At 66.5% G+C, this 12262-nt stretch carries 11 protein-coding genes, 1 tRNA gene and 1 pseudogene; 3 read left to right on the top strand and 10 right to left on the bottom strand.

Annotation, left to right across the window (positions count from 1 at the left end):
- Window positions 1–8 precede the first annotated feature (8 nt).
- A complete protein-coding gene (locus tag ACWGSK_RS24605; RefSeq protein WP_358513667.1) occupies window positions 9–1439 on the bottom strand; it encodes an MFS transporter in 1431 nt (476 codons plus the stop codon).
- Between the two features lie 99 nt (window positions 1440–1538).
- Here ACWGSK_RS24605 and ACWGSK_RS24610 point away from each other — a divergent pair, with 99 nt between their 5' ends.
- Window positions 1539–2027: a DUF523 domain-containing protein gene (locus ACWGSK_RS24610; protein ID WP_358513669.1), complete on the top strand. Its 489-nt coding sequence runs from the start codon at window positions 1539–1541 to the stop codon at window positions 2025–2027.
- 4 nt (window positions 2028–2031) lie between these two features.
- On the opposite strand, the gene ACWGSK_RS24615 is transcribed toward ACWGSK_RS24610, so the two are convergent.
- Both ACWGSK_RS24615 and ACWGSK_RS24620 read right to left on the bottom strand, forming a co-directional pair.
- Window positions 2032–2580 (bottom strand): dihydrofolate reductase family protein, encoded by a 549-nt coding sequence (locus ACWGSK_RS24615; RefSeq protein ID WP_452456867.1) that lies wholly within the window; start codon window positions 2578–2580, stop codon window positions 2032–2034.
- Window positions 2577–3503 carry a helix-turn-helix domain-containing protein gene (locus ACWGSK_RS24620; protein ID WP_358513673.1) on the bottom strand — a complete coding sequence of 309 codons (927 nt, stop codon included), beginning with the start codon at window positions 3501–3503 and terminating at the stop codon, window positions 2577–2579. The genes ACWGSK_RS24615 and ACWGSK_RS24620 overlap by 4 nt, the downstream gene beginning before the upstream one ends.
- Window positions 3504–3647: 144 nt before the next feature.
- On the opposite strand from ACWGSK_RS24620, the gene ACWGSK_RS24625 reads away from it, so the two are divergent.
- A tRNA-Pro gene (locus tag ACWGSK_RS24625) sits at window positions 3648–3721 on the top strand.
- Between the two features lie 100 nt (window positions 3722–3821).
- Here the strand turns inward: ACWGSK_RS24625 and ACWGSK_RS24630 are convergent.
- The 3 genes and pseudogenes from ACWGSK_RS24630 to ACWGSK_RS24640 form a co-directional block, all read right to left on the bottom strand.
- Window positions 3822–4145 carry a tyrosine-type recombinase/integrase gene (locus ACWGSK_RS24630; RefSeq protein ID WP_452456927.1) on the bottom strand — a complete coding sequence of 108 codons (324 nt, stop codon included), beginning with the start codon at window positions 4143–4145 and terminating at the stop codon, window positions 3822–3824.
- Complete coding sequence (locus tag ACWGSK_RS24635; protein ID WP_452456868.1) at window positions 4142–4753, bottom strand: peptidoglycan recognition protein family protein; 612 nt, start codon at window positions 4751–4753, stop codon at window positions 4142–4144. Before ACWGSK_RS24635 ends, ACWGSK_RS24630 begins: the two co-directional genes overlap by 4 nt.
- A gap of 962 nt (window positions 4754–5715) precedes the next feature.
- Window positions 5716–6515, bottom strand: a pseudogene (locus tag ACWGSK_RS24640) (IS5 family transposase).
- 325 nt (window positions 6516–6840) lie between these two features.
- Between ACWGSK_RS24640 and ACWGSK_RS24645 the strand changes: the two are divergent.
- Window positions 6841–8160, top strand: a complete 1320-nt coding sequence (locus tag ACWGSK_RS24645) for a hypothetical protein (RefSeq protein ID WP_452456869.1) — start codon at window positions 6841–6843, stop codon at window positions 8158–8160.
- A gap of 612 nt (window positions 8161–8772) precedes the next feature.
- Here the strand turns inward: ACWGSK_RS24645 and ACWGSK_RS24650 are convergent.
- The 4 genes from ACWGSK_RS24650 to ACWGSK_RS24665 are packed head-to-tail and all read right to left on the bottom strand — an operon-like array spanning window position 8773 to window position 12256.
- On the bottom strand, window positions 8773–9816 hold the full coding sequence (locus ACWGSK_RS24650; RefSeq protein WP_452456870.1) for an LLM class flavin-dependent oxidoreductase: 1044 nt from the start codon (window positions 9814–9816) through the stop codon (window positions 8773–8775).
- Entirely contained in the window at window positions 9813–10043 is a 231-nt protein-coding gene (locus ACWGSK_RS24655; protein ID WP_358513677.1) for a tautomerase family protein, read from the bottom strand. The genes ACWGSK_RS24650 and ACWGSK_RS24655 overlap by 4 nt, the downstream gene beginning before the upstream one ends.
- A gap of 1 nt (window position 10044) precedes the next feature.
- Window positions 10045–11532, bottom strand: a complete 1488-nt coding sequence (locus tag ACWGSK_RS24660) for an aldehyde dehydrogenase (RefSeq protein ID WP_452456871.1) — start codon at window positions 11530–11532, stop codon at window positions 10045–10047.
- A complete protein-coding gene (locus tag ACWGSK_RS24665) occupies window positions 11525–12256 on the bottom strand; it encodes an alpha/beta fold hydrolase (RefSeq protein ID WP_452456872.1) in 732 nt (243 codons plus the stop codon). The genes ACWGSK_RS24660 and ACWGSK_RS24665 overlap by 8 nt, the downstream gene beginning before the upstream one ends.
- Window positions 12257–12262: the final 6 nt, after the last annotated feature.

Genomic DNA, 12262 nt, shown 5'->3' on the forward strand with positions numbered 1-12262 from the left:
CGGGACGCCTAGGGCAGGCGGCGTACGTTGCCGGGGCGGGGCCTCGGCGCGGGTTCCACGTTCTGGCGCGGACGCGGCACCGGGATGGCCGGCGCGCCCGGCAACGGTCGCCCGGCGCTCTCCCGCATCCGCCACACCACCAGGACGCCCACCACCCCGGCGGCCATGAGCAACCACGCCGGGGCGTAGAGGTTGCCGGTGGCCTGGATCAGCGACTCCGAGAGCAGCGGGGTGGTGCCACCGAACAACGCCACCGAGACGTTGAAGCTGACGGCCAACGCGCCATAGCGGACCTTGGTGGGGAAGAACGCCGGCAGGGTGCCGGGCGCCGCACCGGAGAAGTGCACCAGGGTGATCGCCAGGACCACCACGCCCAGGGCGACCGCCCACAGCTCACCGCGCTGCATCAGCCAGAAGGCCGGCAAGGACAGCACGATCGAGAGCAGGCTGCCGGTGAACAACACCGGTCTGCGGCCCACCCGATCGCTGAGACGCCCGACCAGGGCGACCGTGGCGAGGATGAACACCATGCCGCCCAGGGTGATCGCCAGCGCCGCGGAGGCCCCGTAGTCGAGTTCGGTCTCCAGGTAGGTGGGCAGGTAGGCCGTCACCATGTAGTTGTTGACGTTGAAGACCAGGATCAGGCCCATGCACAGCAGCATGGCGCGCCACTGGTCGACGAAGGTCTCCCGGAGTTGGCCCTTGCGACGTTCACCGGTGGAGTCCTTGGCGAAGCCCTCCGAGGAGCCCTCGAAGATCGGGGTGTCCTCCAGTTTGAGACGCAGGTAGAGGCCGATGCCACCCAGCGGAAGCGCCAACAGGAATGGGATACGCCACCCCCACTCCACCATGGTTTCGCTGCCCAGGGCCATCGTCATCAGCGTGACGATGGAGGCGCCGGCCACGTAGCCGCTGATCGTGCCGAACTCCAGCCAGGAGGCCAGGAACCCGCGACGCTTGTCGGGCGAGTATTCGGCGATGAAGGTGGTCGCGCCACCGTACTCGCCGCCGGTGGAGAAGCCCTGTGACATGCGCGCGACCAGAAGCAGGATCGGGGCGGCGACGCCGATCGTCTCCGCCGAGGGGATGAGCCCGATCGCGAACGTGCTCACCGCCATGAGCAGCATGGTGAAGGCGAGTACCTGCTTACGGCCGATCCTGTCACCGAGTGGACCGAAGAACAGACCACCGAGGGGGCGGACGAGGAACGCCGCGGCGAAGGTGGTGAATGTCGCGATCAGTTGGACGCCACCCGACTGGGACGGGTAGAACACCAGCCCGATCGTGGTGGCCAGGTAGCTGTAGACACCGAAGTCGTACCATTCGGTCGCGTTGCCGATGGCCGCGGCGGTGACGGCCTTGCGGGTGGTGCGGTGGTCGGTCTCCAATACCCGGGTGTCCTTGGGGCCCGCACCGCTCTCGGGTGGTGTCTCGCTCACGTCTTCCCCTCCCAGTGATCACGTGAAGGATCCAGGTAAGCACTGTGGGTGACGAAAGCGTGGGATGTGGTCGTGTCGGCGTCCGGGTAGCGTGGCCGTATGCGCAAAGTGCTGGTGAGCGCCTGTCTGATGGGGCGCAAGGTCCGCTTCGACGGGCGGGCCAAACCGGTGGACGACGCCACCGTCGAAGGCTGGCGCGCCGAGGGGCGTCTGGTCGTGCACTGCCCCGAGATCGCCGGTGGTCTGCCCGTGCCCCGGCCACCGGCCGAGATCGAGCCGGGTGCCGACGCCGCCGACGTTCTCGCGGGTCGCGCCCGCATCCTCACCCCCGACGGCGTGGACGTGACCGATCACTTCGTCTCCGGCGCCCGCGCGGCGCTGGCCACCGCGCGGGCGCAGGGTGTGGTCGTGGCCCTGCTCAAGCAGTCCAGCCCCTCCTGCGGTTCCCACCGGGTGTTCGATGGCACCTTCTCCGGGCGCAAGGTCCCGGGGGAGGGGGTCACCGCGCACCTGCTGCGCGAACACGGGATTCCCGTCCTGGACGAGGATCAGGTGGCCCGGGCCGCGGAACTGCTGGCAGAGTCGTAGACGGTCAGTCCTTGACGACCTCGTAGTTCAGACAGGCGAACGCGCCCGCGAGCCGGACCGACAGCGGCCGCAGCCGCACCCGGCCGTCCAGCAGGGGAGCGCCGCCGCCCAGGCTGATCGGGGCGATCGACACCCGAACCTCGTCGAGGAGGCCCAGCCGGGCCAGTTCGGCGGCGACGCGTCCACCGCCGACCACCCAGATGTCCTTGCCGTCGGCGGTCTCGACCATGTCCTTGTGCAGGGCGCGCAGTTCGTCGTCGGTGTCGGCGCTCAGGAACCGCAGGTCGCCCTCGACCCGGGGCAGGTCGCGGTGGGTCAGCACCCAGGTGGGTGTCTTGTAGGGCCAGGGCTTGTCCCCCTGCTCCTGGAGGATCCACTCGTAGGTGGTCGCCCCGGTGAGGATCGCGCCCGCGCCGTTGATGAACTCGGCGGTGGAGTCGATCGCCTCACCCTCTTGAGCACCCTCCACCGCGAACAGCCACTCCAGGGAGTTGTCCTGGTCGGCGATGAACCCGTCCAGGCTGGTGGCGGTCTCGTAGACGGTCCTGGTCATGTCGTTCCTCCGTAGTGGTCCTGTAGCCATTCGATGGGGTCGCCGTGGCCCACCTCCATGCCCGCCTCGCGCAGCATGTGCCGTACGAGTTGCCTGCGGTGCGCGGCGAAGGTGAGCATGTGCACCACCACGCTGCCCATGACGAAGCTCTCCGGTGGGTCGCACAGTGCGTCGATCAGCCGGTCGCCCCAGGCGCCCCGGCGTCCGATGTCACCGACGGTGGCGATCCACCGCGCCCCCGCCTCGCGGTGCCGTTCCCGCATCGAAGCCGGATCGTCCTCCCCGTGCTCGGGGAAGTCGCCCCCTTCGATGGAGGCCAGCCACACCTCCTTGGACCACACCAGACGGTCCAGGCTGTGCGCGATCGACTCCTCGGGACCGTCCCAGCTCAGGACGGTCCGCCCGGGGGAGCGCACCTTCCGGTACTCCTCCTCGGACAGTTCGGCGGCCAGGTCGATGAGCAGGGCCGTGTCGTCGACGTCGTGGTGCACCTGGAAGGCGGTGAGGTCCATGTCGGGTCGTCCCTTCGGGTTCTCCTCCACCCACAGATGGAACGGCGGATGGAAGTGGACCCCGTTGGGCGCGGCCAGCCACCGGCCGCTGCCGGCCGTGGTGGCGCTGGGCGGGTGGCCGAACGCGCGTGCGAACGCGCGGGTGAACCCCTCGACGGACTCGTATCCGGCGGCGAAGGCGGCGTCGGTGACACCGCTGCCCTGCCCGATCTGCCAGGCGGCCCGTTCCAACAGCACCCGACGGCGCAGCGCCACGGGTGGTTCGCCGGTGTCCCGGGCGAAGGTGCGGCTGAAGTGGAAGGGTGAGGCGTGCGCCTGCCCGGCCATGTCGCTCAGGCGGGTGTTGTCCTCGGCCAGGACGGCGTCGAGCAGTTCACGCAGCCGGTCGCGTCCGGTGGTGGGGTCGGTCATGGGACCAGTATCTTCGTTCGACCCCTGGAGCCGCTTGACCGATCTTGCGCAGGCGGGGTGGAGGGAACCATGGCGCGAACGGCTCGGGGGATGCGATAGAGTCGTCTCCGTTGGCCACACCGGAGACGGTGTCGGTCCGACGGACGGGACGTAGCGCAGTTTGGTAGCGCACTTGACTGGGGGTCAAGGGGTCGTGGGTTCAAATCCCGCCGTCCCGACAGAGAAGTAGCAGGTCATAGAGGGGTCCACCATATGGTGGGCCTCTTTCTGCGTCTCAGGTGGGGTAAAAGTGGGGTGGAACCGGGGTCGGGTGAGGCATCAGCCCATGTCGTTGAGGATTTCGTCCATCGCCCGATCCGCCGACCGACGTACCGGCCGCAGCTGTTCGCGGTAGACGCGTTCGGTGGTGTCGGTGGCGTTGTGACCGACCAGCAGTGAGATCTCCTCGATGCTCACCTCGTGGTCCGACAGCAGCGACACGAACGTGTGGCACAGCTCGCGTGCGGTCCACTCCTTGTCGTTGAGTCCTGCCTTTCTCATGATCGTGCGCAACTCCCGTAGGACGTTGTGCCGGTCCAGCGGGGTGCCGATGCGTGTGCGGAACACCAGGTCGTGGTCCTGCCACGGCTCCGCCGCCGTCAGGCGCTCGCGGGCCTGTGCCGCTCACCGAATTTGCCGGGCCCTCCTTGGGGCCGAAGAAGGAGCCCTTCGGGAGGGGGAAGAGCGGGACTGCGGTGGGGGAGCGCTGGGGGCGGTGCCTCCAGCCGCCTTGTAGGCGGCCTCGGTGGCCGGACCCCACAGACCGTCCGCGCTGACGCCGACCTTGGACGAAGCCACTTCACACCGGCCTCGGTGAGCGGCCCCCACAGGCTGGCCATGTCCAGCTTCGGGTTGTGGCCCAGGCTGTTGACGGCGGCCTGCTGGGAACGAATGGAACGCACGGAGGTCATCCCGCCACCCCCACCGGCACTGGGGTTGCCATTGCCCTTCGCGCCGAAGGTGCCATCGGCCACGAGCCGGTAGAGCACCTCTCCGGGGCAGGAGATGGCCACGAAATCGCGGTGACCACGAATCGTCCCACCGACACCACGCGCCATGAGGTAAGCACGGAGGTCGAGCACGGCCTGGATGTGCCCCTTGGTGGGCTGCTCGTTGCCGCCGAGCATCAGCGTCACCGAGTACCACTGCTGGTTTCCGGCGTTGGTCCCCTGCGCGGCCTGGGCCCGGGGGAGCCCGCGGTCAGTGAACACTTCGCCGTGCCAACACGCTCCCCAGCTGTAGCCCAAGTCCGCCCAGCCGTTGGAGTTCATGTGGTCGCGGCGCACCCGCTTCCAGTAGGCGATGCAGTCCGCGTGGGTGCCCAGACGGGTAGCGGGCCCGTTGTAGTGGATGACCAGACCTCGGGTGGGAGAGGCTCACGAGGCGCCGGAAGCGCCCCAGCTGAAGTAGGAACGCGACCGAAGGATCAAATTGTACCTTTCGTGAAGATTGGAATTTGTGCGCGCTGGGGCGCGGCGTGATATAAAGAGCGTGATTTCCGACGATTAAACGAATGAAAAATTATGGATTGGCACCAAATTCCTGCTCTGGTGTTAGCGGTTTGCGCGCTCGTCGTGTCGCTAAAGACCTATGTTGAAAACAGGCGTTCCCGTCGTGCGAGTCGCCTCGTAGGGCCAGCTGCAGGCGAGTTGAGAGCTTTCCTGTATGACCAGAGAGATTTTTTCAAAGGTGTGGCGGATGGGCTCAGTATCGAAGAGTGGCGAGTACTGTGGCGCGAAGATCTAGTTCTGCGCGATCGCTGTCGCGACTTGGCTGCGAGGATCGAAGACCCTGAGCTAGTAAAATTTCTGCGCGAGATCAACTACCGGATATCGGAATCCCAGATAACCTGGCAGGGGCAGGAAGAGACAGATCTCGCGAGAAGGTTCCAGCGCCCCTACTGGGACACTTTGATGAGGCAGCAAGGCGAGATGTCTGTCGGGAGAAGTTTGGTTGATAGGGCGCTTATGCGACTCAATCAACTTGAGGCTCAAGCGCTGCATTGGGATCGTTCAGGCCACACTCCTGCTTTCAACCTTGAAACTAACGTCTGGCGTGGATAGCTCCAAGGGGTAGCTATTTTCCATGTCGCCGATAATGGTTTCGATTCGGCGAACAGCGTCTTTCAGGCGGGTCTCGTCGTTGTGCTCAACCTCCGTGCTTAGAACTCATCTCAAAAGTCGTCGCTGTGTTTGGTCAGGTGCTTGTAGCAGATGAGGATGCAGGCGATGCCGAGCATGGCCAGGAAATTGGAGGCCTTGCGTTCCCAGCGCACGTTCAGTCTGCGGTAGGAGCCCAGCCAGGCGATGGAACGCTCAACCTTGTACCGGTGCCTTCCCAGCCGTTGTGAGGACTCGACACCGGGGCGGGCGATGCGCACGCCGATCTGGCGTCCACGCAGCCAGCGGCGCCGGTCGCGGGAGTGGTAGGCCTTGTCCCCGTGGAGTTTGGTCGGACGCCGCCTGCGGGGGCCTCGGCGTGAGCGTACGGCGGGGACGCCCCGTACCAAGGGTTTGAGGGCTTGGCCGTCGTTGACGTTGGCCGTGAAGATCGCGCAGGTCAGCGGAAGTCCTTGGTTGTCGCACAGCAGGTGGAGCTTGGAGCCGGGTTTACCCCTATCGGTGGGGTTGTTTGGCCCCGTGTTCTCCCCCTCTCTTGGCGCGGATCGACTGAGAGTCAATGGTGGCGCGGGACCAGTCCAGCAGGGCCCTTCTGCCCAGCTCGTCCAGGACAGTTCGGTGGATCGTGGGCCATACGCCCGTTTCGGTCCAGGTCTTTCAACCAGCGGTGGGCGGTAGCGCGGGTGACGCCGAACAGGCCATCGGTCTTCTCCCAGGAACAGCCCGAGGCCTGGACGAACAGCACGGTGGTCATGACGACTCTCTGGTCGGCGCGGGGGCGGCCGGTCTTCGGGGCTGGCGGCAGCAGGGGTTGGGCAATCTCCCAGAGCTCGTCAGGCAACACATCGCTCACAGCACGTGATCATGCCAGCCTCAGAGCCACCTCGCAGGGCTTTTGAGGTGAGCTCTAACGGGCCGATTGGGGGAATTCGTGCTGTACAGATGCAACGACGCGATCGACCACTCTCTGCGTCGCTCCACAAAGATTTCCCGATGAACCTTTGAGAAGCATGAGGCTGATGGTATTGCAGGGGTGGAAGTATTCTCAAGTTGACCATGCTCCAATATGGTCTATTGTTTGCATGGGTTATGTTCCTCGCCTGCTCTTGTGGATTCCTGCTGTCGACCACATAATTTCTCTCTGAAGCTGGTGGACCGGTAGCGTCTCAGGAGATTATTTGTCTGATCTGGAAGCGACCCTGCGAATCCTTGTTGGTTCGTCATCCGTGGCAGTGAGTTCAGGGGACCGCCTAGCTGGAAAAGTCGGAGCGGCGATCACCCGGGACGACGAGCGCTACAAGGAGAAACAGCAGGAGCCGCCACGCAGGAAACCACGACTCGCCCCTCTTCCCCAGTTGAAGAGGACATCCGTCGATGTGGCTCCTCTGAGCATCCTCCATGCTCTGGGAAGGGCGATCTCTCTGGACAGGCAGGGATCGGCCCGGGGGTTTGCCGAGCACTGGGGCTGCCTGAAGTACGCGCTGGCGCTGGATGGGAGTCGGAAGCAGGACCACATGGCCCTGTCAGTAGAAGGGCGGTCCACCCAGCGCCAGCACAAGACAGTCCAGGCCCACGAACTCGGTGTCGGTTTCGGGGTCGCGGCTGTCGAGCACATTCTCCGAGAGCGCTATCGAGACCACCGTGTCTCCATCGTCCCCGTGGAAGTCGCTCTGCGTGCCGGATGGCCGCTGACGGGACTGCGGTACCGTCCCCGCTTCTTCGCTGAGGTTTGGCGGCCGGGAGAACGGTCCCAGGTCCTCCCCGTCGTCTGCAAGGGGCACCATGGTCGTCAGGGTTCTTCATATCCGCAACTGGCCTCTGCTTCGGCTCACATGGAGGCGGTGCACATCGGCCCGTGGAACGAGACCCCAGGCCTGGTTCTGAGTACGGAACTGAGCATGAAGGGGCCGATTGTCGTCCACGCGCTTGGCGCGGAGGGCGACGGGGGAGTCCTTCCGGCAGGGGAGGAGAAGTTGAACTCGTTGTTGCGTGACCGCTCCATGCCCCCTCAGATCACCAAACCTGCCGAAGGAGGTGCCCCAGAGGAAGGCCTGTCCGGCTTTCACGTCCTCCCCCAGCACACCGGGTGGTTCCGGGCGGTCCTCGCCCGTACGGACGCCGCTGGACTGGTGGCTTTCACCGGGGATAGCAGTGCCACCGCGCCCTACCTCACCAAGCGTCAAGGACGTGAGTACTACACACGGCAGCCGCATGCCGCTATCAGCAGCGTCCGGGATCAGGAACACACACTGCTCGGTATTCCCTGCGTCGGAACCGAGCACGTTTTCCGCCTCAACGGTGAACGCGTCGAGGCCTTCTCCGGACTCGCCGAAGACCTGTTCAACATGCTGTCTCAGGGGCACGTGGACAAGTACCGTCGCGAAGTCGATGCCCAGTACGTGCGTCATCCCTATGCGCGGTGGGACCGGTCCTGGGAGGGTGCGGTCTCTGTACGGCCAGACGGGTCCGTGCTGGCGATCCGCCGACTCAAACCCTAGGGACGCCGTTGGAGAGGCAAAAAAACCTGTTGAGGGGCTCTGGTAGAGCAGCGAGGGCCCGCCTGCGACCGGGTCGGCAGGGGGCCAACCCACGGGGACACCTGAGCGCTTTCTGCGCGGGTGTTCCGGGGTGACAGGTGTGTCAGGGACGCCCGGTCGACCTTGACTGTCCCACCCGAAGTATGACGTGGCTCTCCATCAAGACCCCTGCTCGCCACGTGAAAGACGAGAACGTCCTTGGTGGGGCGGAGGTGGGGTTGAAAGAGGGGCGCCCGTGAGCGCCCCGCAGTGACCGTTCCCGTTGTCTGGTGCTCGGGACTCGCGTCCTGGCCAGGTTTTTCGTGTTGTCGAGCGACCTTTCCCGACTCCCAGCGGCCTGGGGCAACTTGATTGGGGGTCAAGGGGTCGTGGGTTCAAATCCCGCCGTTCCGACAGAGAATTAGCAGGTCATAGAGGGGCCCACCATTTGGTGGGCCTCTTTCTGTTTTCTGTGTCTGGGGGCGGGACGTGGGTCTTGTTCGTGCGGCTTCGCCGGGATCGGGCGGAGACGCCGGGTGGCCCCAGAACGCCGCTGGAGGCCACCCGTGCCCGATCGTCGGGGTCATGACGCGACTACCGGAAGTAGGGCACGACCTCCTTGACGAAGCGTTCGAGGGAGGCGCGCTTCTCCTCGTGCGGGAGGCTGTTATCGATCCAGAAGCTGTACTCGTCGATGCCCAGCTCCTCGTACCGGCGCAGCCGTTCGACGACCTCGTCCGGTGTGCCGATCACGGCGGTCCGGCGTAGCGACTCGGGCTCGAACTCCGGGCGCTCCGCGAACTTCGAGACCGGGCTCGGTTCCAGGAAGCCGCCCTTGGGAGCCTCCTTGTTCCCGAACCAGGCGTCGAAGGTGCGGTAGTAGCGCTGGATCGCCTCGGCCGCGGGGCGCCAACCGTCGGGGTCCTCGGGGCCGTGCACGTGGGTGTGCCGCAGCACCATGAGCTCGGGCCGTGGCACCTCGGGGTGGTTGTGGACGGCGGTTCGGAACTTGTCCACCAGGTTCTCCACCTCCTCGATGCCCTTCATGAGCGGAGTGACCATCACGTTGCACCCGTTGGCGACGGCGAAGTCGTGGGAGTCGGGGTCGCGTGCGGCGACCCACATGGGTGGAGTCGGCTGCTGCACCGGCTTGGGCACACTGGTGGAGGTGGGGAACCGCCAGATGTCCCCGTCGTGGGCGTAGTCGCCCTGCCAGAGGGCACGGACCGCCGGGACCAGTTCCCGCAGGTGTTGTCCGCCGTCCGCCGCGGCCAGGCCGTCCGCGAGCCGGTCGAACTCGAACTGGTGGGCGCCCCGTGCCAGCCCGATCTCGGCCCTTCCGCCACTGATCACGTCGAGCAGCGCGGCCTCGCCCGCGGCCCGGACCGGGTGCCAGAAGGGCGCGATGATGGTGCCCGCGCCGAGCCGGATCGTCGAGGTGCGTGCCGCCAGGTAGGCGAGCTGGGGGATCGGGCTGGGGGAGCCCACGAACTCCATGGAGTGGTGTTCGCCGATCCACACGGTCCCGAATCCGCCCGCCTCGGCCATCTGTGCGAGTTCGGTGAGGTTCTCGAACTGCTGGGAGGGGCTCACGCTCTCGTCCCAGCGTTCCATGTGCAAGAAGAGGGAAAATCTCACTGTTGCTCCTGGTCTTCGGGGGCGGGGTAGGGCCCGCCGGAATCCATTTCCTCGATCGTCCTGTCGCCGGTGGACCAGTGAGTGCGCGGCACCTCGTGGACGACGACCCGTATGTACTCCGGTCTGGTGTTCGTGGTGCGCAGGACGGCGGTGTGCACGTCGTGCATCAGGTCCCGGATCTGGCTCGGAGAGCGGCCTTCCGCCAGGGTGATGTCGACCTGTGGCATCTCAGCTCCTCAGGACGAAGGGGTCGGCGACGGGGTCCTCGCCGGTGTTGATCCAAACGCTCTTGAGCCGCGTGTACTCCTTCATGGTCTCGGTGCCGTGTTCGACCCCTACGCCACTGCTCTTGAAGCCCTGGCGCGGTGACATCGGAGACATCGCCCGGTAGGTGTTGACCCACACGGTCCCCGCCTCCAGCCGGTCGGCCATGCGGTGGGCCCGCGCCAGGTTCGAGGTCCACACACCGGCCGCGAGTCCGTACTCGGTGTCGTTCGCCAGGCGCAGGACCTCCTCCTCGGTGTCGAACGGCATGACGGCGAGGACCGGGCCGAAGATCTCCTCCCTGACCACGCGCATGTCGTTGTCCACGTCGACCAGGATCGTGGGCTCGTAGAAGTAGCCGCCGAGGCCGCCGCCCGAGGGGCGGCCACCGGTGAGGACGCGGGCGCCCTCGGCGCGACCCAGATCGACGTATCCCGCGACCTTGTTCCTCTGTTCCTCGAACGCCAGGGGTCCGATCTCGGTGTCCTCGTCCAGTGGGTCGCCCATCCGGATACGGCCGGCCCGCTCGGATACCCGGTCGAGGAGCTCGTCGTAGACCGACCGGTGGGCGAACACCCGGCTGCCGGCGATACAGGTCTGCCCCGCGGCCGCGAAGATCCCGGCGACGACCCCCATGGCCGCGTTCGCGATGTTCGCGTCGTCGAACACGATGTTGGGTGACTTGCCGCCGAGTTCGAGCGTCGATCCCACGAACCGGCCGGCCGTGGCCGAGGCGATGCGCGACCCGGTGGCGGTGCTGCCGGTGAAGGAGATCTTGGCGAGGTCCTGGTGGTCGACCAGGGCCTGGCCGGCCTCGGCACCCGAGCCGGTGACCACGTTCACCGTGCCCGGCGGGAAGCCGGCCTCCACCACCAGTTCCGCGAGCCTGACGACGGACGCCGAGGTGTACTCGGAGGGCTTGACCACGACGGTGTTCCCGGCGCACAGGGCCGGCGCCAGTTTGCTGCTGGTCAGGGTCAGAGGGGAGTTCCAGGGCGTGATCGCTCCGACCACGCCCAGCGGCTCCCTGGCGGTGTAGTTGAGCACCCGGCGGTCCGACGTGGGGATGACCTCGCCGTGGACCTTGTCCGCCAGTCCCGCGTAGTAGTGGAAGTACTCGGGCAGGGCGGTCAGTTGGCCGCGCATCTCGCGCAAGAGCTTGCCGTTGTCCAGGGTCTCCATGCGAGCGAGCTCTTCGGCGTTCTCCGCGATCAGGTCGCCCAGACGGCGCAGGAGACGCCCGCGCCCGGTCTGGCTGAGGTCGCGCCAGCGGGGGTCTTCGAAGGCACGACGAGCGGAGGCCACCGCGTGTTCGACATCGGCGGTACCGCCTCGGGCCGCCTGGTACAGCGGTTCGAGGGTGGCCGGGTTCGTGCTCTCGAAGTACTCACCGGTGGCCGGTTCGACCCGCTCACCGCCGATGAGGTGGTTCAGTTTCCTGAGGTCAGACATGGGCGTGGTCTCCGATGAAGGCGGTGAGGCACTCGACCAGTGCCTCGGGCCGTTGGACGGGGAGCATGTGCCGTGTCCTCGGCACGATGACGGCACGGCAGTCCGGGATCTCGGCCGCCAACCGGTGGGTCATCTCCGGGGTGGACCCGGGGTCGTCCTCGCCGGTGATCGCCAGGGAGGGCACGGATATCCGGCGCAGATCCGGGCCCAGCTCCGCGTCGGCGGTCGCGAACACGCGATAACCGTTGCGGAAGGACTCCGGGTCGTTGGCGAGCAGGGTCGCCTCGGTACGGTGCACCCACTCGGTCTCGACGTCGGTGCCCGAGTACCACCGGCGCAGCGAGGCCGCGACCGATTCCCCGAAGTCGGCGCGCGCCGCGTCGAGGCGCGCGAGCACGCCGTCACGCTCTTTCGGAGTGCGACGACACACCGAGCTGACCGAGGTCGAGGTTGCGACCAGTTCCGGCCGGTGCACCGCCAGGTACTGGCCGATGAGGGCACCGAGGGAGAAACCGACCACGTGGGATCCGGCGGGAATCGCCGAGGCCACGTCATCGGCCAGGTCCGCGAGGGTGATGCCCGCGGGAGCGGGCGGGCCGCTTCCGTGCCCGAGTAGATCGGGTGTCACGACGGTGAAGCGGTCGGCCGTCAGTTCGGTGACGGGCTCCCACATGGTGTGGTCGAGCCCGACACCGTGCAGCAGCACGAGGGTCGGTTTGCTCATGGCCGC

The organism is Nocardiopsis sp. NPDC055551, assembly GCF_053619415.1.

What these genes read in the sequence shown, in the direction of transcription:
- ACWGSK_RS24620 (WP_358513673.1), bottom strand. Translation starts at nt 3,503, where the DNA reads ATGACCGACCCCACCACCGGACGCGACCGGCTGCGTGAACTGCTCGAC.
- ACWGSK_RS24610 (WP_358513669.1), top strand. Translation starts at nt 1,539, where the DNA reads ATGCGCAAAGTGCTGGTGAGCGCCTGTCTGATGGGGCGCAAGGTCCGC.
- ACWGSK_RS24665 (WP_452456872.1), bottom strand. Translation starts at nt 12,256, where the DNA reads ATGAGCAAACCGACCCTCGTGCTGCTGCACGGTGTCGGGCTCGACCAC.
- ACWGSK_RS24655 (WP_358513677.1), bottom strand. Translation starts at nt 10,043, where the DNA reads ATGCCACAGGTCGACATCACCCTGGCGGAAGGCCGCTCTCCGAGCCAG.
- ACWGSK_RS24615 (WP_452456867.1), bottom strand. Translation starts at nt 2,580, where the DNA reads ATGACCAGGACCGTCTACGAGACCGCCACCAGCCTGGACGGGTTCATC.
- ACWGSK_RS24660 (WP_452456871.1), bottom strand. Translation starts at nt 11,532, where the DNA reads ATGTCTGACCTCAGGAAACTGAACCACCTCATCGGCGGTGAGCGGGTC.